General features: G+C 35.8%; 11 protein-coding genes. 1 reads left to right on the top strand and 10 read right to left on the bottom strand.

The genetic code is table 11. From position 1 onward, the window contains the following. Positions 1-7 precede the first annotated feature (7 nt). The 10 genes from MR053_RS11305 to MR053_RS14015 all read right to left on the bottom strand — a co-directional run bounded on the left by MR053_RS11305 (position 8) and on the right by MR053_RS14015 (position 25,475). Complete coding sequence (locus MR053_RS11305; protein ID WP_242132542.1) at positions 8-3,103, bottom strand: DUF5107 domain-containing protein; 3,096 nt, start codon at positions 3,101-3,103, stop codon at positions 8-10. A 50-nt stretch (positions 3,104-3,153) separates the two neighbouring features. Continuing rightward, the gene (locus MR053_RS11300) at positions 3,154-6,330 is read right to left on the bottom strand and encodes a glycoside hydrolase family 2 TIM barrel-domain containing protein (protein ID WP_242132541.1); all 3,177 of its coding nucleotides are present in this window, start codon (positions 6,328-6,330) and stop codon (positions 3,154-3,156) included. Between the two features lie 34 nt (positions 6,331-6,364). Further along, positions 6,365-8,821 (bottom strand): glycosyl hydrolase family 95 catalytic domain-containing protein, encoded by a 2,457-nt coding sequence (locus MR053_RS11295; protein WP_242132540.1) that lies wholly within the window; start codon positions 8,819-8,821, stop codon positions 6,365-6,367. A 28-nt stretch (positions 8,822-8,849) separates the two neighbouring features. Then, entirely contained in the window at positions 8,850-11,369 is a 2,520-nt protein-coding gene (locus tag MR053_RS11290; RefSeq protein WP_242132539.1) for a glycosyl hydrolase family 95 catalytic domain-containing protein, read from the bottom strand. Positions 11,370-11,394: 25 nt separating this feature from the next. Then, positions 11,395-14,352, bottom strand: a complete 2,958-nt coding sequence (locus MR053_RS11285) for a glycoside hydrolase domain-containing protein (RefSeq protein WP_242132538.1) — start codon at positions 14,350-14,352, stop codon at positions 11,395-11,397. A gap of 52 nt (positions 14,353-14,404) precedes the next feature. Further along, positions 14,405-15,997: a glycoside hydrolase family 5 protein gene (locus MR053_RS11280; protein ID WP_242132537.1), complete on the bottom strand. Its 1,593-nt coding sequence runs from the start codon at positions 15,995-15,997 to the stop codon at positions 14,405-14,407. A gap of 59 nt (positions 15,998-16,056) precedes the next feature. Next, entirely contained in the window at positions 16,057-18,603 is a 2,547-nt protein-coding gene (locus tag MR053_RS11275; RefSeq protein WP_242132536.1) for an alpha-N-acetylglucosaminidase, read from the bottom strand. Positions 18,604-19,246: 643 nt separating this feature from the next. Continuing rightward, on the bottom strand, positions 19,247-20,776 hold the full coding sequence (locus MR053_RS11270; protein ID WP_242132535.1) for a RagB/SusD family nutrient uptake outer membrane protein: 1,530 nt from the start codon (positions 20,774-20,776) through the stop codon (positions 19,247-19,249). A 13-nt stretch (positions 20,777-20,789) separates the two neighbouring features. Continuing rightward, positions 20,790-24,149 carry a SusC/RagA family TonB-linked outer membrane protein gene (locus MR053_RS11265; RefSeq protein WP_242132534.1) on the bottom strand — a complete coding sequence of 1,120 codons (3,360 nt, stop codon included), beginning with the start codon at positions 24,147-24,149 and terminating at the stop codon, positions 20,790-20,792. A 174-nt stretch (positions 24,150-24,323) separates the two neighbouring features. After that, positions 24,324-25,475, bottom strand: coding sequence for a FecR family protein (locus MR053_RS14015; RefSeq protein WP_242132533.1), 1,152 nt, complete (start codon positions 25,473-25,475; stop codon positions 24,324-24,326). 123 nt (positions 25,476-25,598) lie between these two features. Between MR053_RS14015 and MR053_RS11255 the strand changes: the two genes are divergently transcribed. After that, positions 25,599-26,183: an RNA polymerase sigma factor gene (locus MR053_RS11255; RefSeq protein ID WP_223551891.1), complete on the top strand. Its 585-nt coding sequence runs from the start codon at positions 25,599-25,601 to the stop codon at positions 26,181-26,183. Positions 26,184-26,208: the final 25 nt, after the last annotated feature.

Raw genomic sequence — 26,208 nt, 5'->3', positions numbered from 1 at the left:
GTTTATGTTATTTTTCGATGATGCTTAAAAAATCGGTTAGTAAATCAAATTCGGTATCTACAAACTTGGTATCGTACACCTGTACTTCGGTGCCTGCCTCCAAAATGTGCTGTCTTATTTGTTCTGGGTTGGTGTTTTTATATTTTGCTTCTACCCATTTTAGATATTGATTGTTTTTATCATGTTGTAACGCTTCTTTTAAAAGGTTATCGGCTTCTTGGGTCTTGCTTAGTTTCCCTAATGCCATAAGTTGCAAATACAGTTTGGTACTTTCATTTAGGTACTTAGGTGTACGGTGGTTGCTAATGTTTTTGTAAACTTCCTTTGCTTTAGTTTCTTTATGCAACTGCCCTAAACTATAGGCTATAATAAAGTCATCCAACCGTTCATCTACATCGTAATGTTTGCCTACCCCTAAATTTTTTGGCCATAGTTTAGCTTGTTCGGCATAACGAATGGCCTGTTTAAAATTCTTTTTTTGAAGAGCATCATAAGCTGCTTTAATACAGGCTTCATGATACATCGTTCTACCTATAGTGGCACCTTCGTATGGCAATACGTTAAACTTATTTAGAAAATCTATACAGGTATCGTACTTCTTCAGTCCCATTAAAGCTTTGGCATAGTGCATACCAAACAACGATTTTTCGGGATATAATTTCAAATAGGTTTTGGCTTTTTTAGCTGCTGTTTCAAACTTATGCTTTACTAAATAGTCTTCTATAAGCGCCATATTTACCCTCCAATCATTAGGGCTAATGCTGTAAGCATTTTGTAATGCAGCTCCGGCAACGTCTTTATCATCAGCAAACAGCTTGGTTTTGGTTAAATAAAATAGGGATGCGTCTGGTTCGCTTCCGCACTTGGAAAACATATTTTTGGCTTCTTCAATTAAGCCTTTATTCCAATAAATAAGTGCGATGTAATATTTTAATTTCCATTGGGGAGTTTTACTGATCAATTCATTTAACATTGTCACGCTTTCAATACGATGTGGAAATACCAAATCTACTGGTAATTTGAGTGCTTCGTGTAAATAGTCAGTCGTATTTTCAGCATCTAAATGGGCCAACCACAATAATACCATTGGATGCTTTGGTGCTAACTTTAATATGGCAATAGCTTCATTTTTGCTTCCTAATGCCTGATACTTTAAAGCTAATTCAAGATAGGTTTCATATGGTAGTTCATTGGTGATATGTGCTTTAAACTCCAATTCATTCTTTAGTTTTAAAAACATTAATTCAGCAGCAACAAATATATTTGTTGCATCTAATTGGCTAATCTCTTTTAACTTTAATTGTGCCGAAACATTATCTTTTTCTTTCCTATGAATAAAGGCTTGCATTTCTAGGGCACTCACATTAAATGAATTAAAATGCAACGCTTTATTAAGATATATTTTGGCTTTGTACAAATTATGTTCATTTAAAAACAGCTTTGCCAATTCTGTGTATGACGCCGACCTATATGCTAAATCTTGGCTGGCTATTGAAAATCCACTCTTAGCTTCATTTGTGTTTCCTAAGATGGTATGTATTAAACCATAATTGTAGTTTGCCAATCCATCGTAAGTATCTATGGCTAGTGCTTTAGTAATATAATCTAGGGCCTTTTCGTATCGCATGATACGATAGTGACTTAACGACAACCGATTTATTGTTGGAACAAAGCCAGGGTCTTTTTCATAGCTTTGTTCATAAACTTGCAAAGCTTCAGGATATCGACGTTGTTTCTCCAATTCCAAACCTTCAATATATAATCCATAAGCTGTTTCCCAATTGAAATCTTCATTGGGAACTATAGGTCTACTGACCATATTATTAGGGCTATTAGAGTTGTAATATAACTTTTTGTTTCCTAAGTTTATTTCTAAATCACTTACATCATCTATAGTTAATGATTCGGTAAACAATTGCAGGGGATCAAGTTTTACTTTTTTGCTTAAAATAGTTTTACCTTGTGAAATAACTACCAATTCATCGTCTAAATTTTGTAACGCACTTAAAAATAAGGTGATTTGGTCTTTAGATTTTTCGATATTAAAAACCCCATATTTTGAAGCTGCTACCATACCCTTTGTTTCTTTTAATGGAAACCAATATTCCTTCATTATATCGGCATCGTGTGGTGAAAATTCGCGGTGTTTAAAAGGAGTATAGGTACTGCTAGCCGCTGCTTGATTAAAGAGTTTTCCCGATTGGTATTCGATATATTGTCCATCGGAATCCGTTAAAAGGTCTTCCCATATCATTCCCTGGTCTGAAAGGCCCCAAATCCATATTTTCTTTCCAGGCTTGTCGTCGTAAAGACTATAATGTCCGAAACCAAAATCATCATCGTGATAATAGCCACCAAAATAATCGGAATAGGAATTAATTACATGATAGGATTTATAAATACCGAAATTGTTATTTTCATAAAAACTGATTTCTCTCCCTTCATCAATTGGCCATTCACCTATTTCACCACCATGTCCAATACGTTTGTTCCCCGGATATAAAAACTCAAGATTTCCTTTAGATTTAGCAGCGGCATTCATCCAATGGTAATAAGTTACTGGGACATCAGTATTATTAAACCATGTTGCCTTCGTTTCAAAATAAGCCTTATTTTTTGGCAATCGTATCTCTACATTCCAATTGGTTCGCGATGGTAGATCCAAAGCTCCTACAATACAGGAAACGCTACCATCATCATTCTCCTTAATTATGTAATCAACCGGAGTGGCACAGGTTGGTATATGCCCTATATCTCCAAAATTATACTCCAGTCCACCAGAAGTCCAAGCGCCTCTCATGGCCACGTCCCTAAATTTGACCACATGGTTATAGTACATAAATTCTTTCCCTGTAGATTTTTCTATGGCACCCCATATTTTGCCTCCAATATCTGGGCACACAAATACTTTAATATATTCATTTTCCAAAACTACCATATTCCACTCCTTATCTTCCGCATTATTAGTATAACCATCAAACCTAAAATAGGGATATAATCTGCCTATTTGAGGTAGTGGACTTGGGTCTGAAAACATATAGGTTTTCATTGAAAATTTTTCTTCTCTTATAGTGGCATCTTGTGAGAATGTAGAAGTACTCATTGCTAATAAAATTAGTACTACAAAAAATATTCTTTTAGTATTCATTTAAATTATAGTTTCTGAATTACAAATCCGAAAGACATGGGATTATTACCATCTATGGTGTATTCACTATGGGTTCTGGCGCCCCAAGAATCGTCGCCACCAACACCGTGAACCTTGTAATCTATATTCAAATTGATAAAATTCCTTTGTGCAATTTCATAATCGTGTTTGGCATTTTCCAAATCGTCTTCTGTGTATGGCCAAGCCCTAAAAGACATTGGCTGTAACCCCTTTATTTCAATTCCATTACCTATACCATCGCTTAACTTAAACCAACGTACATCGGTTCTGTTAGCATTATCTTGAGGCGATATGTATGGGGTAATAAAGTTACCTAAAAGCATTTTATATTTACTATATAAAGCTCCTGTCTTTCTATCCGCATAACTTTCATGAGGCCCTCGACCATACCACTCTATCTTTTCAAACGTTTTGGGCAATGCCATTCTAAATCCGAATTTTGGAATTAATGGAATATCTGTCGCATTTGGAATATAATCTGCCTCCACTTTTATCTGGGCATTTCCAGTTATTGTGTATTTTAATTTATAAGAAACATCACCCACCGGTAGTTTTAAATCAAAATTTAAGGATACTTCGTTTTCTTTTTGCGATTTTGTGACTTCTATATTATTAAGCACTACATTTTTACCAGCCTCCTTCCATACTCCTAATCTTTTTACATAACCATTTCTTTCTTGGTTATCGTTTGGTGGTTTCCAGAAATAAGGCTCCAAAGGATTAACCATATATTCTTTTCCTTCTGATTTATAACTTTCTAATGCCCCATTAATTTTATTAATCGTAACAGAAAAATCCTTCCCTCTTATTATATAATACTCGTTTGAAGTTTCAATAATCAAATTATCAGAAGCATTGTTACTGGCATTTGGATAATGAAAGTCTTGTAATATAAATTGTTCCTTGGCTATTGTGAATCCTTTTGGTGCCCAATTAACATTATCGTTTACGTGTGCCGATAGTGTTAGAATATATTCTCCCTCTTCCAATAATGGCTGCCAGGGAATATTTATTGTAGTTGACTGATAGGGAGCTACAACAATATCTTTAATATCACCACTTTCAATGATATCTCCATTATATTGAAGTTTCCATTTGAAACTAAATGTTTTAAGGTTAATAAAACTGTAAAGATTGGTTATTTTAATTTTCCTTTCTCTAAGATTTTCAGCTTCAAACTTTATGGATTGATGCACTTTTTGTGCTTCGTAATAATGTGGATTTGGGGTTCTGTCCGGAGCCACTAAGCCGTTAATACAAAATTCGCTATCGTTAGGATAGTCGTTAAAATCGCCTCCAATGGTCCAAAATTCGTCGTCATTAAGTGCTAACTGGTGCTGGTTTTCTAAATATTTTAAAGGGCTTCCATCTTTCTTTTTTACCAGACCTTGATCTACCCAATCCCAAACGGCACCGCCAACGGTATAATCAAAATCATTAAATACATCCCAATATTCTTTAAAATTACCTAGTGAGTTCCCCATAGCATGGGCATATTCGCGCATTAGTATGGGACGTAAAGTATCGTGTTCTGCCACTCTTCTCATGGCATTAGGTGATAAATAGCCTTTGTCCAACATATCAGAAACGCTTAAATCACTATCGCAATACACCACTGCTTTAGGAATAATAGCTTTTATACTTTTGGCCATAGCCATCATATTTTGGCCGGCTCCACCCTCATTACCTAAGGACCAAATAATTACCGAAGCGTGGTTTTTATCTCTCTCTACCATAGAAACCGCCCTATCCACATGTGCTTTTTCCCATAAAGGATTATCTCCCAATTCTTTATTTCCAATATTATAGCCATGAGATTCTTGATTGGATTCATCCATAACATATATTCCATAGGCATCACATAGTTTATACCAAAATGGTGCATTAGGATAGTGACTTGTACGAACAAAATTAATGTTGCACTGCTTCATTAATTTAATATCCAACAGCATGGTTTCTTCATCGACATACCGTCCTGTTCTTGGGTGATGTTCGTGCCTGTTGACCCCTTTTAATTTTACTAATTGACCATTAATTTTAAATAAATTGCCATCAATCTCAACTTCCTTAAAGCCAAATTTCCATGGAATGTATTCCAATATGTTCCCTTTAGCATCGATAAGTTGCAAGAGCAAGGTATATAAATTGGGTGTTTCTGCACTCCATAACAATGGGGAAATTACTTTCATTCTTAAATCGACAACGGACTCAGTGCCTGCTAAAGTTTTAGGTAAATTTGCTAAAAGTACTTCGCTGCTTTTTTGTAAAACATCTCCATTAATATCATAAACAACAGCTCTAACCTTATGTTTTTTTACCATTTTAGTCCCTAAGTTTTGAACTTTAACCTTAATGGACAAATCTGAGTCTTTATACTCTTCGTCAAGATCTGTATTTATATGAAAATCTCTAATATAAACCTTATTTTTTGCCATAAGGGTTACATCCCTAAAAATACCGCTAAGGCGCCACATATCTTGGTCTTCTAAATAGCTTCCGTCCGACCATCTATACACCTCAACGGCGATGGTATTTTCGCCCTCTTTTATATACTTACTTATATTAAACTGGGCTGGAGTCATACTGCCCTGACTGTAACCTACTTTTTCACCATTAATCCACAGATAGAAAGCCGACTTTACCCCGTCAAATTTTATATAAACAGTTTTGTCCATCCATTTATCATCTAATGTAAAGTGTCTTTTATAACTTCCAACAGGATTCCTCAACTTGTAGCTTGTATATTCTTTAGGAGGCTCCAACATGACGTGTGGTTGTTCTTTTTTAAAAGGGTATTTAATGTTGGTATAAATAGGTAGGCCAAAACCCTGCATTTGCCAATTTCCAGGCACAACAATATTCTCCCAATGAGACACATCAAAATCTGGCCTATAAAAATCTATAGGTCTTTTATCTGGAGAGGATACCCAATTAAATTTCCATGTCCCATTTAAAGATTTTTCAGTTGAAGGGACTTCAAACGAGAATGCTTTATCTTTGGAAGTATAACTTGAAAAGGTCGCTACCGCAGGTTCTTTATTTATACCAATGACTTCAGGGTTTTCATAATCTAATTTAAGTTGTGCCTTTACGCCTGTAAATGTTAACAACACAGCTATTAATACAATCTTAAAATTTATGGTTTTTATTTCTAGTTCCATTATTGTTTTGGTATCAAAATATTATTCTTCTTAGTTATTTGAGACTAAAAACAAGTTCCTTTGTCTTATTTTTAAATAGTTCTATTTTCCACTTATTATTATATTCGCCTTGAATATGTTTCACTTCTCCCTCACTACACTCTATATTACCTACCTCATATTTTTCGGGAAGTCTTATGGTTAACGTTTTATCTATTTTGGAAGTTATTTTCAATTTTAATTCGCCTATTTCCATATTCCAAGCCAGTTCATCGATTTGAACTTGTCCTCTTAATAATATATTATTGATAGCTCCTTTTGACCATTCTTTTGGTAAGGCAGGAATGATATCTATAACATCCTCCCACGCAAATGCCAAGGCATTATTTATAACATCTGGGATGGTTCCTATAGGATCAAAACCATAGCCTTTTTTATTTGGCCAGTATGACATCATAAAACTAGGGTAAATGTATTGTTCCGTCGCCAGTCGAGAGAGGACTTCATATACTACCTCTGATTTTCCAAGACGTGCTGCTGCCTGAGCCTGGTTCATCATACCATGGGTTATATGGTTGCTATCCGCATTTTCCCTATTATGTAGCCAGTTTTCTGTTTTACCTTCTAAAGCTTTTGTAGAAGCTTCCCATAATTGTGGATTGGATTCCATATCGAATTCACAAAATTGGTATAACGGTAACAAATGGGAATGGTGACGCTGATTATAGACTTCTTGTGTTCCCTCTGAAGCCCATTCCATAAGCTCACCTTTTTCATTAATCATATAATCCGGCAATTTATCTATCATCGTTTGCCATTTTATGATGTTTTCCTTCTCAATATTTAAAAGCTTACATGATTTTATCAAATAGGTTAAAACGGCTTTAGTAACTGATATATCGAAGGTTGAATTGGCATACAAATAATGGTCTTGCTCAGGTGAATAGGAGATGAAAAATTGATACTTACCATTCTCATCTTCGGTATCCTTTAAAAAATCTTCATAAAACAAGGCATTCTCCTTTAATAAAGGTACTACTCTATCTTTCAGAAATTCAGAGTCTCCAGTAAATTGATAGTAATCATAAAAAAAGTGTAACATCCATCCCATTGTGCCAATGGATTGTTCGCCTGGCCATCTGCCCCAATGCAATAAAAGATTGGTGTTTGATGCTCTTGGATTAGATACAATGCCTCTACAGCCATAGAATTTTTCAGCATTCAAGCGACTGTCTACCAGCCAAGATTCTATAAGTGTAAAATAGTTTTCCATGAGTTCGGGCATATTGCTACTCATAATGGATTGAACCTCCAATTGAAGGTTAGAATCTAAGGTATAATCTCCACTCCATGCCGGTTTCCACGTACCTGTCCAAATGCCTTGTAAATTGGGAGGGTTCTTTCCTGTACTACATATAATTAAATATCTACAGGCATCATACATTTTCTCTGCCAATGCAGGAGTCAATTGCCCGCTTTGTGCCGCTTGCTGTAATAGCGTTTGTGAGGACACTGTTTCAGTTTGGGAGCCGTTAAGATTTAGTTTTACTCTATGGAACAAATCACCATGTGCTTGGGCATGAGGCTTAAGCAAAGTTTGATAGTCTGAAGCCAAAGCATCAAATTTCTTTAAAATAGCTTCTTGCTTATTAGTGGAATAATCACCTGTAAACTTTGGATTTTTAGGGGAGTAGGCCCATACCTCACTTTGCGATTCAGGTAATGGTGTTTTCCAGTTATCTACTTGCATTACAACCAAAATTTTATCTGCTTGTGAAACCGTAACAGATGATGAATCACTTATCATTTGCCCACCTTTTGGAATGATTCTGACCACATTATCATAACCTCCTTTGCCATGTACATAAGTCGCGTGCGTTTTTATTTCTCCGTGTGCTACTGCCATTTCTGTTTGTATCAATTCATGGGTCAATTCCATAGAAAACGAGCCTCCCACTTTACCCTTAGGGCCTGTTATTTCCATAACAATAACATCGTCTGGTCTGGAAATAAACAATTTTCTTTCCCAATGGCCCTCATTGTCATCCCAAGAAACTTTTAATTCGCCAGTTGCAAAGTTTTCTATTAATTGATAATTTTTATAAGCTCGTTCTGTGTTATTGATATGAAATATAAATGCGGGGTGAAAAGGATCTGTCCAATCAATTTTTTGCCCTGTTTTTTCAAGTAACATTTGATGTGCCACAGTTGGGCCGTTTACACCAGCTTCCAGGGCTTTTTCCTTTATCTCTGGCATAAAAGGAGCAGCATGTTTAACAAATTCTTTGGTACCTAGAGTCAAGAACATTTCACAATGGTTCACTACGATGGTTTCATTAAAAGGGTTACCGTACATCATAGCACCCATATTACCGTTTCCTGTTACCATAGCTTCTTCCCAAGTAGAAGCTGGCTCGTTACTTTCTGTGCCCTTAAAGGATACAATATTGGTATTGGTCTTACAAGACACAAAAAGTGAGGCCAATAACATTAATATGAGATATCTCATCATCGTTAATTTAATTTAAATTATTTCACAATTAGAAATTTTTACTTTTTCCTAAAGTAGCTTCTAAAAAATGCTTAGGTGCATTGTTTTTATCACTTTTAAAGATTCTTTTTTTATTCCATTCACTACCCTTTAAAATAATTAGATATGCCGAATCGGGTTGTGTTTTAAAATGAATGATACCATCCTTTTCTTGATGCTTTATTTTTGTTCTTAAATGGTTATCGGCATACACCTCTACCTTCGATCCTTCCCAAGGGTTAACCACTTTACAATGGTTTCCTTTCAAGCTTTTTATCCAAATTCCTGAAACTTGACCATTCTCCTTTTTCTCGGATGCAACCAAAAAAGCGCCTCTTGCCCTTAATTTAAAAGCAGGAGCCCATTCGTCTGGAATTGCTGGAAAAACCCTGATTTTTCCTTCATTACTCTGTAACAACATTTCATTAACCGCTGCACTGTAATGGCTTAAAGTTTCCAATCCTGTTTGAATAAAAGGTTTTGCTGGATGACCTTTTGGGTATTTCGCTCTTGCATCGTAAATATAATCGCGTTGGGTGGTTATATCTGGTTTTGCCACCGAGTCCATATAAATGGATAGGTTATACCAATGGTCTATATTATAAAATAAGCCTTGAGGAAAATGTTGTAGCCTGCGGACCCCATTTCGCATGCGATCCATCACCACATTACCCAAGCCCAAACGCGCAGCCACAATAGCATCAGGAGAAATAGCATTTACTTCCGGAGCGTGGTGTTTTACTACATTGGAAGCTGCATTAAATTCACGACTTCCCTTATCTTCCAAACCAATTATATTTGCTGGAAATACCAGCGAGGTGTTACCACTAAAATGATTGGTCCATTTACCATATACCTCGGGCGTGGGATAAATAGTCCCATCTGGATTGTATGCCAATTGCATAATTTCACCTAGGCCAGGTTCTTCCCTAAAAGGGATAGGCCATATATGGTCTATAATATGCTGCCATTGTTTTATTTTATTATTATCTACATGAAGTGTTTTTGCCGCTTTAATACAAGCATCCATAGTAGAAATAATCATATTTCTATCGGTAATGGGATTTTTTAAATCGTGAGTTCTCGGACTTTCATAAGGTTGCGACGGATAGATAAAATATTCTTTTTTATCAGCATCCCATTGTAGTTTTTTTACGTAAAATTCAGCAGCTTTCTTTAAGAATGGATAGCCTTTATCTCTTAAAAATTGTTTATCTTGAGTAAACTGATAGTACTCCCAAAAGAAGCCTGCTATTTGTGTCGCTGGTGTAAAGTTATTGAGCATATCTCCCCTGTCCCAAAAGGTCATTTTACCGAAAAAGTCATGGGCCTCACTCCACAAAATAGCATCATCAGCTCCACGCAATTTGGCATGTTTTTCGGCTTGTGGCATCAAACTAAAATAGGTATTTATATAAGGCAGCATAAGTTCTGTATCGTTTTGTGCTGCCAGTCCCCAATATTGTTGTTGGGTATTCCAATGGTGTGGCGTTACCCAGTTTCTTACATCGTGATTCCACGTCCATAAACCACCATTGAACACTACGGGGTATTTTCCTCTAGAGGAACTTGCCATTAAATAACGGCGGAAATAGTAAAGATTTTCTATATAATCGTTACCTAGATGCACAAAAGACTTACTCCAAAAATCAGCCCACCACTGTTGGTGTTCTTCTTTTTCTTTTGAAATACTTTGTTGTTCTACAGTGTCCAATAAGGCAATAGCTGAACTTGTAGGGTGCTTAGATTCATTTGAAGTCACTAGCGATACCATAACCGTTAGGTCATGCGAGTTTTTAGAATTGGTTGTAAGTTCCACCCGGTTATCACTTATTGTATTAGGATTGGCTATTGCTCCCAAAATACGACAGGCTACCGTAAATTGTAATCCTTTAAAAGTTTCTTCTAAAATGATATCCCTACCTTTAACGTTAGTTTGAGTATTACCTAAACCTATATTCGTGTTTTTGGAATAACCACCATACCATCCTGCAAAGGTACGACTACCCCAACGTTCTAATCCGACACGTATTTTGGAGTTATCCTCTACTTCTATTGATTTCGACTTGATATTAACAATCCATACATTTTTATTTACAGCTACCCAAGACTTAATTTCATTTTCTGAAAATGGTGTTTTAGAACCTATGGAAACATTGGCATTTCTCAGCGATAGCCTACTATCAAAATCATCAAGGTACAGCCACTCGAATGCCGGAACACCAAGATCTACGCTTAATCTTGCACCTCCTCGTAATGTGGCTTCAGATTCGGCATTAGGTTGATCGAATAAATCATTTTTATTGATTTGGATTTCAATACCATTTTTAGTATTCCAAACCATACCTCCCAAATCCCCGTTTCCAATAGGAAACCCTTCGAAGCCTTCATAAGCAGGGGTTTTATAAACAATGTCGTGTTTGGTTAAATAAGAAGCATCTACTTCAAAAATAGGGTTCTGTGCCAATACATTTTGAAAGTAAAAAACTGAACAGACTATTACAATTAATTTAATTTGATCTTTGAACACCTGTTTTATCTTTATTATTTTATCATTATTCAACAACTAGCAACCAGCCTTTGGTAGGATCTATTGTAAGATCGTCATCTACAGAAAACAGCTGTTCTGGTTGAAAATTTTCAATTTTAGGAGCTTTCACTTTTACTTTGCTCATATCTATACCTACGGCCTGCCAATCGATATTTAATTTTACATTTACCGCTTCTTTTGCCCAACTTGCCACAGCTATTAACATTTTATCTTCTTTAACATAAGCAGTCGCCTTTACCGCTGGATTACTAGTACTTACCACAGGTTGTTTCTCCCAATAGCCAATCATTTTAGAATCGGCAATACCAAAACTGTCCCATACTTTCCAGATTTGTCTGGGGTCGCAGGTTACGCCATCTGTAAACCACGGGTAGCGTACGGTCATGCCATACACCATGCCACGCCATGGGTTTCCGCCAGCATGTAACATATCTCCCATATGTCCGAATGGAATCCCCGAAACCTCTACCAACCAATTTTCAGCAGGCATCTCATCGTATCTAAAACTCTCTCCAAACCACAGTTTATCTAAATATGGAAAGAACTCTGTATATTGTGTTGCTGGTCCTTTTGAAAACCCTGTATTGGAATGTAAATCCATCATACACCCTGGCTTTGTTCTATCCAAAATTTTACGCATACGTTTTAATATACGTCTATCGTAAGAGACATCATCCAGATACAATCCGTCAATATCTATATGTTTAACCAACCAAGCCAATCCTTCTAAATAGTAATTATACCAACGTGAATCACCTGGTGCATTGACAATAGAGGCATCAATACCATTTTCAAGTGGTGAATACCACTGCCAACGGTAATCGTCCACTAAATGTTCTTGTAACCACGGATAACCCCCACCTTTTCCTGTTCCTAAAATTTCATTACCCAAACTACGTAATGCCCATATCTCAGTGGTGTAATTGGTAAGTTCCCTGATGGTGTAATAAATTTTCACTTTTAAGTCCTTAGCATGCATTTGGTCTACAAAGCTTTTCATTTCCTTTGTTGCTACAAAAGGATAATTAATATAAGGGTTATACTTGCTGGCATGATGCAGGTTCACGATCTTAACACCATCGGTAATTTCATCATCTTTGGGCATAGGATCCAATCCATTATGGTAGTATCTATTGTCGAATTGCGCTTTAGTATCTATCTGTCTTACAGGAGTAATTAAAAAAGACAATTCAAAAACCAAAGTTTCTCCTTTTTTAAAATTTCGTTGTCCAGAATAGATTCTTGCGGTTGTTTCATTATCGCCTTTCTCTATTGAAAAACCTCCTTTACCCCCATTGTGCCAACTTTCTGGAGGCTCAGGCTTATAAAGATTAAGTAATGGTCCATGATAACTACCACCTCTTAACTCGACGTGCAGTCCGCCATAGGTATTACCCACCCAAAAACTATCATGTGGTCCTTTCCATTTGGCTGAATGATTTTGAGGAACTGAGGTACCCGGTAATCCCATACCCATCATATATTCCGCTATACTGGATTGAAAAGGGATCTCTAATTTAAAATCTTTGAGCTCGCTATCCTCTTTAGCTGTTAGTTTTATTTTATAAGTTAAATGACCATCAAACTCAATAGTATTTGTAGTTTGAATCTCAAAATTTTCCGAGTGGGCCGAAACCGACCTTTCAAAAATACCAGAATCAATATTTGTTTGGTGAACATTTGAACTTACTAGAGAGTCTCCTTCCAAAACATATCGTATAGGATTATTTAAAATCTCAGTATCCCAAACATTTATAGCAGATGGTAAACCTTGCTCATTTAATGCAACCTGTTTACCATATAGCCCAAGTTTGTTTTCCTCGATTAATGTAATTGGCGTGTAGGGTTTTGTTGGTTCATTATCCAATCCAATGGTTGAATTCAACCAACGTAAGCGCGAATGTCTCCACGGTTCATTATCACCTCTATCGGCAATGGTTTCTTCTGAAACATGTAATATGATGGCAATAGTTTTATCGGGTTGATTATCAGCCTTAATTGTAACATGCCCTTTATACGCTCCCGATTTGGTAGTTGCTAAGATATCAGTGCCAATCCATAACGGTTGTATTTTACCTTTATTAACGTTAACCTGTTTTATAAATGGTGTTCCGTATGGATCCACACCATGGGTATTAAAACAGGTAAAAGCACTGGCCGGAATAACACTATTATTTGAGGATTTTAAATCGTGAAATTCCAATGATACATTTTCCAAATCTGTTTTAGCCGCATAAATGCCAATTTGAAAAGCGTAGTATTCGTTTTTTAGAGCCTTACCTTCAAAATGATGCGTTACGTCTTCTTTAATCCATTTTAAAGGCAAATAATCGCGCATTTTAATGGGATACTTTCTATCTTCTGCTATGGCAATATAGTTAGATGTCGTACTGTTTGTCAACTGCTCCTCTTCGGCTTGAGTAGCAATAACTTCCATAGGATAAAACGAATCGAAATCAGTTCTGGCTTGAATTTCAGTACAAATTGCCTTTGGTAGTTTTTTCAATTTTTTGGACTGCTCCAATTTGTTTTCTTCCATCCAGTGCTTACTCGGTATATCCTCTTTTTTAAGATATCCGTAACGGTAAAAACCCCATTCCTTATCTGGTTTAAAGGGCAAATAATAAAAATAATAGCTTCCTTTCTCAACGGGACCAAAAACTAACTTGCAGGTTTCATTGTTTACAATTAACCTATGTATGTTTGATATGGTATCTCCTGTTTTTGCATTGACAATCAAAAGCCTTCGCTCTGCAGGGTTTTTATCATGACGCCTCCAGTTAAAATCAAGTTTTACGGCATCGGCGTTTTTAGGAACCTCAACAATGGCCCTATGATTACCAAAGCCAGCTTCCCAAGGGGTTTCTGCAACATTATATTTAAGTTCAGTTTGTGCAATTATCTGTTGTGCAGTACACATTACCATAGAAAGGGCAATTAGCCGTGACATTAATTCTTTCATATTCTCTTCTTTTATTTTTTTGTTCTATTAGGTAAGTTTTTACCTTTTATAATCATTTGATTAAAGTAAATGTGAGTTTTCGTTCCAATTTTTTTCCACTTGCTGGAATAACCAAATGACCTGCCTTTGAATGTTCCATTTCCTCTATAGAAACCCCTTCAATTTCAGGGGTCAATTGCAGGGTATCTTTATTTAGCTTACTTATATCAGACACATAAATTCGTGTTGGCGCTGTAATTGCTTCATCTTCGTGCCAAGTGCAGTTAAAGGTTCCTAACTCATAATCAAAACTATAGTTTTCCAAAACCCCCGAAGTTTCAACAAGGTATGGCTTCTTTAACACATCAAGAAAAGAGGCATCCAATAAAAATTTTCCATAAGCCCAAAAGGCATCGCTAAAGCCATGCTTATTAAACTGGTTGAGCAAAAAGTTTGCTGTTGGAATTAATTCAGGCGACTTTCCATGTAAAGCCCCCCACTCACCTATTAAAACTGGCACTTCTAACCGTTGTCCGGTTTGTGCGATACGCTCAAAAATGAGTTCCACACGATCGTTGCTTCCTAAAGTAAGCGCATCGGTATCGACCACTAAATCGTAACCATGCGCGGCATAAGCCACTAAAGGGTCTTTTTGTCCATTTTCATCAACAATTTCTCCAAGTGCACCTACCAATCCCATGTTGGTGAAATAGCTGTGCTCGGTAAAAATAATATGGTGTTTATTAACCTTACGGATTTCATCTCTCGCTTTTTGGTAAAATGCAGTCAACGTACCTCTTTCAAAAACTGCATTAACCTCATAGATAACATCCAACCATTTTTTATAGGTTTCTTTATCGGATAGCGATCCTAAAACCTCCATTTTATTAGTATTCCACAAATGCATCACTTCTTCCAATGAAGGTGGGGCTTCTCCTGTTTGTTCAGCCAACAATTTTGCATAGGACTCTAAAAGCAATGGTGTAATTTTATTGGCCTCTGACCCCATAAACGGTTCGTTCATCACATCAAAACCAATTACTCTTGTGTTGTCCTTGTAGCGTTCTGCCAAATACTTCCATAGGTTTAAATAATGATCTTGGATGCCTACACCATCAGGTGCAGGAGTATTAGCCCAAAAATTATCAAATGCCGTTTGTACGGCAGGGCTTATTAGATAAGCCTCACTCCAAACATCGCCTGTAAGATGTGGCAGATCATTGGTTATTGTAGCCCAAGAGGGCGCACCATCACTAAAATCGACACTAAACAAATCTTGGTGCATATCCAGAAAAACATACAAATCATTGTCGGTTGCCCATTGGATCATGTCATCTATCCCTTTAAGATACTCCTGGTTATAGACTCCTGGTTCTGGTTCTAAACCATCCCATATAATACCCAATCTAATAACATTAAAACCCCATTCTTTAAACATTTTAAATTCTTCGGGAGTAATATGTCCTAAATAGTTGGTTTTGGGGTCTTTGTTACACACGCTAATGCCATGTAGAGTTAAAGTCCTGCCTAAAGAATCAATGAAATTTTGCCCTTCAATTGAAACGTGCTTATTATGTTGATTCATCACCAATGTATCCTTGGGCTTACACATTTGAAAAAATAATGTGGTGATAAATAACAAACTAAACAATTGTACTCTTGTCATTTGTATAGATTTATCCTTTTATGTGAATTTAATTATTCGTTTGGTTTTCAAAATATGTTTTAATCCTTAAGTATTAAAACCACTTTTCCTCTTGCACTCTCTTTTTCATCTATGTTTGACATATAAATCTTTATGGATGCCCCATTGTTTGCCCTTACTTCTTTAGACAGGTTAAATGGGTATAATGCATAGGGTGTTCTTTTACCAATAATACTAACCTTTTCAGTATTACCAACAATTATACCATCTGCAAGCAGTTGTACTTTTTCGATACTTACATTCGTTTTCCCTCCTTCATAAACAAACTTAACACCTTTTAATTTTGATATATCGTCTCTTTTTATCGGCAATTCTATGATCTTATCTTTTGACGACCAATCTCCAGCAATTATATCATCAGACTTTGAAATTTCAGGAATTGGTTTTTCTATGGCTTCTTTCACTAAAGCTTGAGCCGATTCTAAAGGATTTGAAAAAGGGGTTATTTTGCTAACACCTTTTTTTAATACCCAGGCATCTTCAAACGCTCTGTTATCATAGGGTTCGTTCTTTTTTAGACTTTCTAATTTTCCAGCCATTCTTTCTCGGTAGTAATCTCGAGTTAAGCCACCCCACATTCTAGCAGCGTAATCATTTACTCCAGATCTTATTTTGGGTGCTCCCCATACTGTTAGAATGCGCCTAGCATCGACTTCATACTTATCCTGCTGTTCTGGATTCGTACTTGATGCACGAGCAAAATCAATCCATCTCTGTAAATTTAAGGTAGGATGATTTTCCAATAATTTATCTGCATCAGAAAGTAATTGCAATGCCCATTCACCTGCTTTATCCCGCGTTTCAAAATCCAAGTTTTGATGTGCATTATAGGTGTACCCAAACCAATCCTCGGCTTTATGGCATAAAACCGTTGCTGCAAATTCAAGAGCATCTGCTTTATAAAGTTCAGAATCTTTTAATTGATCTGCACAGGAAAGAAATTTAGTGATGGCTTCAAAAATACGGGGGTCTTTATTTATTGTGCCTTTAAACCAAGAACCACTATTTCCTTGAAAACCAAAACGCGGATGATCGGTCATGGTCCCATAACTGGTTTGTCTTAATAGTTGCCATGCTTCAGCCATTGCTGGCGGACATGCACCATATCGCGCTTTTGAATAATTTTTATACCAGGTATCTAAATCAATAGCTTCATGTTCCCAGGCTATATCAGAGACCAGTTCAAAAGTTACATCATTATTTTCAATACCCTCAGGCGCGAATCCAAAACCAGCATTATTCTTTTTATATGGAGAGTTTAAAAGCTCAATGGGATTTGTTGCATAATAATCATGTACACCGGTATGTCCTGTCTTTCCACCACTATTAAGCATAAAACCATAAATCCAAGGTTTGTTGTTATAGCCTTCGAAAACCTCATAATTATATCCATTTTTATAGGCTATCCCATTGTATTCGTATGCATAATCAAGAATCATCATTTTATCATCTGGAATTCTACTGAATAGGGCATTGGTTGTTGTCTTGTTCCAAATATGCCTTTGATAAGTAAACATCCAGCCTTGTACCACCCACACAGCTTCAGGATTTCCAGATTTTAAAGATTCATATATAGCACTTCCATAATCAGCTAAAAGTTCTGTAACCGGTTGGTCTGTTTTAGGAAGATCCAATTCGTTAAAACTATCCGCTAAATAATATTTACACTCACCAAATTCTTTTTCCCATTCTTCAATAAATAACTTTCCTATCTTCTTAAACAATGGTGTTCTCGGACTTAATAAAAAGGCGTGATATTGTTCTGGAAGACCACCCCAACTCACTTCCAAAAGTTCATTTTCTGGACTAATTCTCGTAATGTCTTTAGGCACAAAACCAGCAAATGCTGGAACAATAGGGTTCATACCTAAAGCTTTCATTCTGGCTAATATTTTATGCTGTAGTTTAATTTGCCCTTCATGCCATTCGCTTGTTAACAACTCGCCATCAAGATCATTGATATTTCCCATACGTTGCCATGGTAATAAGGATGGCGCCGTATAGAACTTATTAATTTCCTCTTCTGTTAAGCCTAATTTTTTCCAAACCCTAGTTGCAATAGCTTCATTCGCTACCAAAGCTAAAGGAAAGTTCATCCCATGAAGTGCCATCCAATCAATTTCCTGTTCCCATCTTTTCCAATCCCAATAAGGTGTTGAATATCCAAATGCACATACATTTAGGTAATAGCGATTCTTATAAGGTGTTGTAACAGTTTTTTGATATTGAGGGAGTTTATCTGGAATATTGATATGAGAACCAGACCAAGTTACCATTGAATTTGTAGCATTCCTTAAATAATCATAAGCGCCTCTTGTAAGCGCTATACTTGAGTTTCCTGTAATAAGTACTTTATTGCTCTTTACTTCTATTTTATAAGCATCGGTGGAATCATTTTCTTCTAGCCTAAAGCTAAATCGTGATGCATTTTCCTCCCCTAAAGTTCTAACTAAAACCTCGTGGGCTGTTATTTCTTCAAATAATTGGGCATTTATTGGTTTATTACATGCTGTTAACAAGATTAATAAAGCCCCTACTTTAGCTATACTTTTTCTTAATGATTTCATCTTTTACACTTCTTATGAAAATAACATGTTTTTATACGTTTAAACTTTATTAATTATCTGATAATAAAATAATTATATAATTAAGAACACATGCAACCACTCGTTGCACTCGTTCTCTCATTAAAATATTTAAACATCACCTTTGGTAAAATAATCTTTAAATATTTCAATGTTCGTTTCATATATGAATAATTAATTTACAAATAAACAAAAATACACTAATTATTGGCTTAGACTAGTAATAAATTATATATAAAATTGTTTGTTTAGAGTTGCTGTATCTACTAAATCTTTAGAGATTGTGATATAAATCATAACTTACCTGTGTTCGACTTTAAAACATCTGATTTTAAGTATGTTGATAGATCTTCTAATGCAAATCATGTCATTCTGACGAAGTATGAGGAAGAATCTCATTATTTTGAGATTTCTCGTCGTTCGTTCCTCTCTCTGTCGAAATGACAAATAGCTAAACAACAGATGCTTAGTCTGTTTTAAACGTTTGAATAATAATCGAACTAAGGTAACTTAATTCAGAACACTAAAAATTTTAAATAAAAAAGCCCCGTAATCAAAAAAACTAAATCAAACTAACTCTTTTGATACGGGGCTTTACAATTTATTTAATCAACAATACCTAAATCTAATAACCCGTATTTTGTGTTAAATTTGGATTATTAATCAATTCAAAGTCAGGTATTGGCCAAGTATAGTCCCTAGGTGCTGTAAACACACGGTTCTCTAAAGGCACTACGCCCACAGCTGGTTGGTTCATGGTTGATTCTAACCATCTCCATCTGTGGTAATCGTAATAAAGGATACCTTCAGCAGCCAATTCAATGATTCTTTCTCGTCTTATAATGTCCCTAAAGCTATCTTTTGTAAGACCAGCAAAGGCTATTGGTGGTACAGCAATATCTGCTCCGCCAACACCAGCGCCTAATCCACCTCTAGTTCTCAAATCATTTATCATGTCCAATAATTCTTGAGATGGGCCATTAACCTCATTCATAGCCTCAACATAATTAAGCATCACTTCGCCTAACCTAAACACAATCCAATCGTTATGGCTTCTTTGCTCTGCAGTTTCGTCTGGATTAATCCATTTTCTGAAATTTAACCAAGTGCCATTGTTAACAAACATGGATCCTTCATAATTTACATCTTCGTCCCAATTGAATATGGACTGGTTTAATCTTGGATCCCTGTTATCGAAAGGATTATTTTCATCATAAATTAAACTTGTTGAAATATCCTCACCGTTAATGTCTGGATATCTTTCCACAAGGGCCATTGTTGGCGTAAAAATAGACCAAGAGGCATGAAAACTAATAGGGCCTAGCCATTGTCCCAAAGAATGGTGTCTTCCGGGCAGGTCGGCATTCACCCTTGCCAAAATAATCTCAGAATTGCCTTCTCCTTCTGGTCTAAACAGCTCGGTATAATTATCATGCAGGCCAAAACCACCACCCATAATTTGATTGGCTAAGCTTGCACTTTCGGTAAGCATACTATTGTCTGCTGCCAAAGTACCTTCATATAACAAAATTCGTGACTTTAAGGCCATAGCCGCCCATCTACTAACCCTTCCATATTCTGGTGTATATCCTGACAACTCTGTTATGGTCTGATCCAATTCAGACAACACAAAACTTAATACTGTAGCCCTAGAGCTTGGTTCTACCTGACCTTCATCAACGCCCAATACGCGATCTACTAATGGTACATTGCCAAATTGGTATAACAGCTTGTAATGTGCCCAAGCCCTAAAGAAACGAACCTGTCCTTTATACTTTGCCACTGCTGATTCTGATAATTCAGCTTTGTCTACATTATCCAAAAACCAGTTGGCATCCCTAATAGTCGCATATTGTCCAGTCCATAAACTATTTACTAGACTAGCACCAGGGCCAATACCCCCTGTAGAAATCTGAATAGAAGCTCCACTTTGGCTGAACATAATTTCAGTCAAGGCATCCCATTCAATCTGTCCCACATTATCTAAAGAAAAATAAAGGGCATTAGCTGCCTGACTAACTTCTTCTTCACTGGTCCAGAATGCATCTTCTGACAATGCTGTCACGGGAAGCTTGGTAATATCTTCTTCTGAACAACTTAGAAACATGCCAAGAGCAAAAATTACTAAGTATATTGTTTTTATATATCTTTTCATAATAATTATCTTTTTAGAAATTAATGTTTACACCCAATGCCACCGTCTTTAATGGAGGAACTATCAAACCATTAGCTTCTGGATCGAACCCAGTTCTAAAATCAGTAATAGTAAATAAATTAGTTCCTGTTAAATACAGTCTCGCTTTATTGATGTATTTATTTTCACTAATTGGGAGCGTATACCCTATTTGTAAGTTCTTCAATCTTAAATAAGATGATTTAAAGGTCCAATAACTGGATGTTGTATAAAAGTTTTGGAAATAGGTTTGTTGTGCAAACAACAATAATCTTGGATAATTTCCATCTGGGTTACTAGTACTCCATGCATCATTAGCCTCTTGAGGAATCCATCCATAGTTTCCAAACAGGTCATTAAACCTATGTTCTTTAGACTTTGCAGTCCCTTGGAAAAATGCTTGAAAATCGAAATTTTTCCATTCGGCATTTAAGTTAATACCATAGGTGATTTTAGGTAAGGTCTCTGCAATGGCCACATTATCCTCAAAATTTAAAACACCATCACCATTTTGGTCCACATATCTAATATCTCCCAAAGTTGTATTAGGGCTTATTCCTGAAGTTATTTCAGAGGTATAATCTGTTAGGTCAGCTTGTGTTTTAATAATACCTTCAGATTCATAACCATAAACAGTGCCCAAAGCATCCCCTACTCGGTAAGAGGTACTAAACTCTGAAAACGCATCGGTCAATTCTGTTATCTTATTGGTATTATACGTTCCATTTATTGAGATACCATATTTAAAATCTTCAGATATACTATTCTCATGATTTAAAACCAATTCAAATCCCTTGTTTTCAACACTACCGGCATTAATAGGCGGTCCACTCCTTCCTGTACCTACAGTTCCCGGTACAGGACTACCTAATAGAATATCTTTAGTATCTTTAATGTAATAATCCAATGATCCTGAAATAAAGCCATTATTTAATGAAAAATCAACCCCAAAGTTCGTTGTATTGGTAGTTTCCCATTTTAGGTCTCTAAAAGGCACGCCTCCTTCAGCAGCTGTCGACACAACCATATCTCCCATACCAAAAATATAAGTACCAAAAGAAATATTAGAAAAATAACTTCCAGACACCCTGTTATTACCTGTTGTACCATAAGAAGCTCTAAATTTAAGACGGTCTATAGCTGAAGAGTTAAAAAAGTCCTCTTTACTAATTACCCAGCCCAATGAAGCCGATGGGAAAAAACCGTATCTGTTTTCAGGCGCAAAAATAGAAGATCCATCATAACGACCAACTAATTCCACAAAGTACTTCTCATCGTAGTTATAATTAATTCTACCAACCGCAGATTGCAATGCATTCTCACCAGTATTACTACTTAAACCAGTGATATCATCGTTATCTCCTGAGTTAGGTGCACTGAATTCGGTTAACAAATTATCAAATTGGAAATTTCTACGTCCAGCACTGATAAACGAATCCTTATTAAATTGTACATCCCAACCTGCCAAAACACCTATATTGTGTTTATCAATAGTCTTGTCGTAACTTAAAAAAGTTTGTGCATTGTACTGGTTGTTATCACGCCATGTTTGTCCCATACTATTTACATCTGAAAACCATGGTGGTCCACCAGTAGTAGAACGCTTATAAATACTTGAAACCGACTTACTAGAACCTGAAATTAAAGAGTAACGTCCAATTAACTTAAGACCTTCTATAATCTCCCAGGTTAAATTGGTATTCGCTGTAAACGATTTGCTTTTCGTATTGGACGTACCAGCTTCCAATTCCCACATCACGTTCCAGAAGCCTCTACCATAAGCACCAGCCTGGTTAAAAAACTCGAATTCGCCATCGGCATTACGTACCGGTAAAAATGGCGCCGTAGAGTTCATATGCAAATAAATATTATCCAATCCAGCATTAACATTAGGTGCCGTATTATTGTTTAGTGTATAATTTAAGTTAACATCTAACTCAATATTATCCCTTAATTTGGTCTTTAAATTAGATCTTAAGGTATATTGTTTTCTGTCTATGCCCGACTTAACAATACCATCGGCATTTCTATAACCCAAAGACACATAATATGATGAGTTTTCATTACCTCCATTTGCACTTAAAAAATAACGTTGGGTTACTTCTGTTTTTAAGAACTCTTTTTTCCAATCTGTATCTGGGTAAGCCGGATCGTTACCAGACTCAAACTTTGCTATATCTTCAGCTGTGAATAAGGGTTGACCACCTGAATTCACAGAGGCTTCATTCATAATATTGGCCGATTGAATTGAATTGGCCGCCTTTTGGGTTGTAGTTAAATCACCAAAACTTACAAAGCTTTCAAAATTAAAGCTGGCTTTTTTGTTCTTTCCAGATTTAGTGGTCACGATAATTACACCCGCTGCCGCTCTAGATCCATAAATAGCAGAAGCTGCACCATCCTTTAAAACAGAAATCGCCTCAATATCGTTAGGATCGATGGTAAACAAATCCTGAGGAACACCATCTACGATAAATAAAGGTGAATTATTACCAATGGTTGTAGCCCCCCTTACCAATACAGATAAGCCTTGGTTATACCCACCATCTCTAATATACAAACCAGGTGCACGTCCTTGTAAGGCAGCTGTTATGTTTGGAGTAGTAATGTTACCTAATTCTTCAACATCAACAGGTGTAACAGCTGAAGTTACACTGGTAATTTTTTGGGTACCATAACCCACCAATATGATTTCATCAAGAGCGCTAGCTTCCTCAACCAGTTGAATACTGATATCGGTTTGATCTCCAACAGCAATTTCCTGTGTCGCAAAACCTACATAAGAAATAACCAATACGGCATCACTTGAAGCAACATCAATAGAGAACTTTCCATCAAAATCGGTTTGTGTTCCGTTGGTTGTCCCTTTTTCTAAAATGGTAGCACCAGGTAGCGGTTGACCGTTGGCATCTTGAATGGTACCACTAACTTGAATTTGCTGAAGCTCTACCATAGAATTAGCTCCATTGACATCCTCAATTACAGCCTGAGATTCATTTCTTTTTATAATAACTTGCTGCTCTAAGTAAACAATGTTTACATTGAAGTCTTTAAATAAATTGTCTAATATTTTAGACAATTTTTCTTTTTTTGCATTTATACTAACAATTTTTTCTGTTTCAAAAACATTCTTTTCATACAGAAATTTGTAGTCAGTTTTTTGCTCAATTTCGTTTAACGCTGTCTTTATTGTTACTTCATTCAATGTTAAAGATACTTTAGTGTTTTGGCTGTAAGTATCTGTAGCATGAATCTGAAACAAAGAAAAAACAAGTAATAGTGTAGTTAGTTTCATCTTTAAACTAAGATTAGGGGTAGCCTTAGGCATACCTATCCTTTTAATGATTTTTTTCATACTTTTGTTGTTTGGTTTTAATAAAATTGTACATTTTTAAAATCACACCATGGACTGGGGAATGTTGCAGCATTTTCCAGTTTTTTTTATCATTAAATTCAATAAAAAAGGTAATTAGTAGTGATTTAATTCTGGTCGTAGAGTGTTAGTTTATGTCATACGCTAAAGTTTAATTTAATGGTTAATTAATATTTGTTTATTATTTATAGTGTAAGTAAAGGTCGCTGCCTCACTTAAGCTTCTCATCACCTGATGGATATCTTCAATATCAAACCTTGCTGTGAATTCTCGACTTTCTAAAGCTGTGTAGGCATTAGAAAAAGTGACATCATATTGTCTTTCCAGCTTTTTTAAAATATCATTAAATGGAACTTCATCCAATATAAGCCTCCCCTCACGCCAAGCCACATGTTGTTCGATATCTGTTTTACTAACAGTAATTTGTTTGTTTGTTTTGCTCCAACTCCCTAGTTGTTCAGGCTTTAAAACCTGAGGTTCATTACCATCATTTTCTTGAGTATCAAAAATACTCACAGAACCTTCAACCAATACCGTATTTATATGTTCATCCTCTGGATATGAAGAAATATTGAACTGGGTTCCCAAAACACGAATATCAAGCTCATCGGCATTAACAATAAAAGGATGTTTTTTATCTTTTACCACATCAAAATAAGCCTCTCCATTTATAAAAACCTTTCTGTCTAAACCGTTAATAAACTTCACCGGATATTTTAAAGACGTACCAGCATTTAAATGCACATTTGTACCATCGGAAAGCACTAAATTAAACCGTTTTCCAAATGGCACCGTTAATGTATTGTACACCAATTTATCTACACTAACACTATTGTCATAAGATAGTTGTTTCCCCGTTTGCAAGCCCATCACCTGGCCGTTTGCCCCTAAAATTTCAGTAGTTTGGTTTTCGTCTATAATTTTTACAGTACCATCTTCTAACTGTAAGGTAATCTTTTTCTCAGGCTTTAGGGTATCCATTTGTGGTTTATCTCCGTCCAATTGCATAAAATAACCCACCGCAATAAACAAAACAGCGACAGCGGCATATTTAAAGCCTTTAACAAACCTATTCCTACGCATTCTATTTTTTTCCGTTCTTATTTCATCAAGAACTTTTCTAGTGACTTCTTTGGCATCTGGATCGTTAATGCTAAACATAATGGCGTAATGGTCTTTTAAATAATCTTTAAACAACAATTTGTTGTTTGGGTTCTCAATCCACTTTATAAGTTTATCCAAATCTTTGGATGTCGCTGACTTTGAAACATATTTAACAATATACTTTTCTATTTTTTCAGGAATCACTGCAATCTTTTTATTTAATACTTATTACAAAGCCATTTTACAATACCCTAGGTTTTTGGTGTGTTTTTTAAATTATTTATAATTTTGTGCTACATTTACGAATAAATTAATGTTACCGTTAGTATGTTTAAAGATAACGCTTTTTTAATTGATAATCTTAAAAAAGGAAACGAAAAAGCATATACTTATTTAATAAATACTTACTATAAAAAATTATTTGTTTACGCCTTAAGCCTTACCCATGACTATGCTATGTCTCAAGACATCGTTCAAAATGTGTTTTTAAGAACCTGGGAATTTCGTTCTAATTTAAAAAGTGATTTTCCTATTAAGAACTTTTTATACAAATCTATTTATAACGAATTTGTTAATCAATACCATAGAAACCAATCTATTTCTGTTTTGGAAAAAGTATTTGTTGAAGCTTTGAGCGAAGTGGAAAATGAGGACTACCAAGAATTATTAGCTGAAAAAACAGCCTTGATCTCACGGGAAATTGAAAACTTACCCAAAAAGTGCAAACGTACTTTTTTATTGAGCAAACAAGAAGGCCTTACCAATATAGAAATAGCCGACTATTTAAATATATCGGTTAAAACCGTAGAGTATCACATAGCCAAAGCCTACAGCATCATAAGGGAAGGCATTGGAAAAAAGGCCCGTAAAGTGTTGTTTTTGCTTTTTGAAAATAGTTTAAAAACTCGATAAGCCTTAATTTTCTAATCGATGGTTT

It is taken from the genome of Aestuariivivens marinum (genome assembly GCF_022662175.1).
Classification (GTDB): domain Bacteria; phylum Bacteroidota; class Bacteroidia; order Flavobacteriales; family Flavobacteriaceae; genus Aestuariivivens; species Aestuariivivens marinum.
The sequence above is the reverse complement of the archived record's forward strand: the minus strand, read 5'-3'. Positions and strand labels throughout refer to the sequence as shown.

Coding starts and splice junctions, on each gene's coding strand:
- MR053_RS11305 (WP_242132542.1), bottom strand. CDS start 3,103: ATGAGTACTTCTACATTCTCACAAGATGCCACTATAAGAGAAGAAAAA.
- MR053_RS11300 (WP_242132541.1), bottom strand. CDS start 6,330: ATGGAACTAGAAATAAAAACCATAAATTTTAAGATTGTATTAATAGCT.
- MR053_RS11295 (WP_242132540.1), bottom strand. CDS start 8,821: ATGATGAGATATCTCATATTAATGTTATTGGCCTCACTTTTTGTGTCT.
- MR053_RS11285 (WP_242132538.1), bottom strand. CDS start 14,352: ATGAAAGAATTAATGTCACGGCTAATTGCCCTTTCTATGGTAATGTGT.
- MR053_RS11280 (WP_242132537.1), bottom strand. CDS start 15,997: ATGACAAGAGTACAATTGTTTAGTTTGTTATTTATCACCACATTATTT.
- MR053_RS11275 (WP_242132536.1), bottom strand. CDS start 18,603: ATGAAATCATTAAGAAAAAGTATAGCTAAAGTAGGGGCTTTATTAATC.
- MR053_RS11270 (WP_242132535.1), bottom strand. CDS start 20,776: ATGAAAAGATATATAAAAACAATATACTTAGTAATTTTTGCTCTTGGC.
- MR053_RS11265 (WP_242132534.1), bottom strand. CDS start 24,149: ATGAAAAAAATCATTAAAAGGATAGGTATGCCTAAGGCTACCCCTAAT.
- MR053_RS11255 (WP_223551891.1), top strand. CDS start 25,599: ATGTTTAAAGATAACGCTTTTTTAATTGATAATCTTAAAAAAGGAAAC.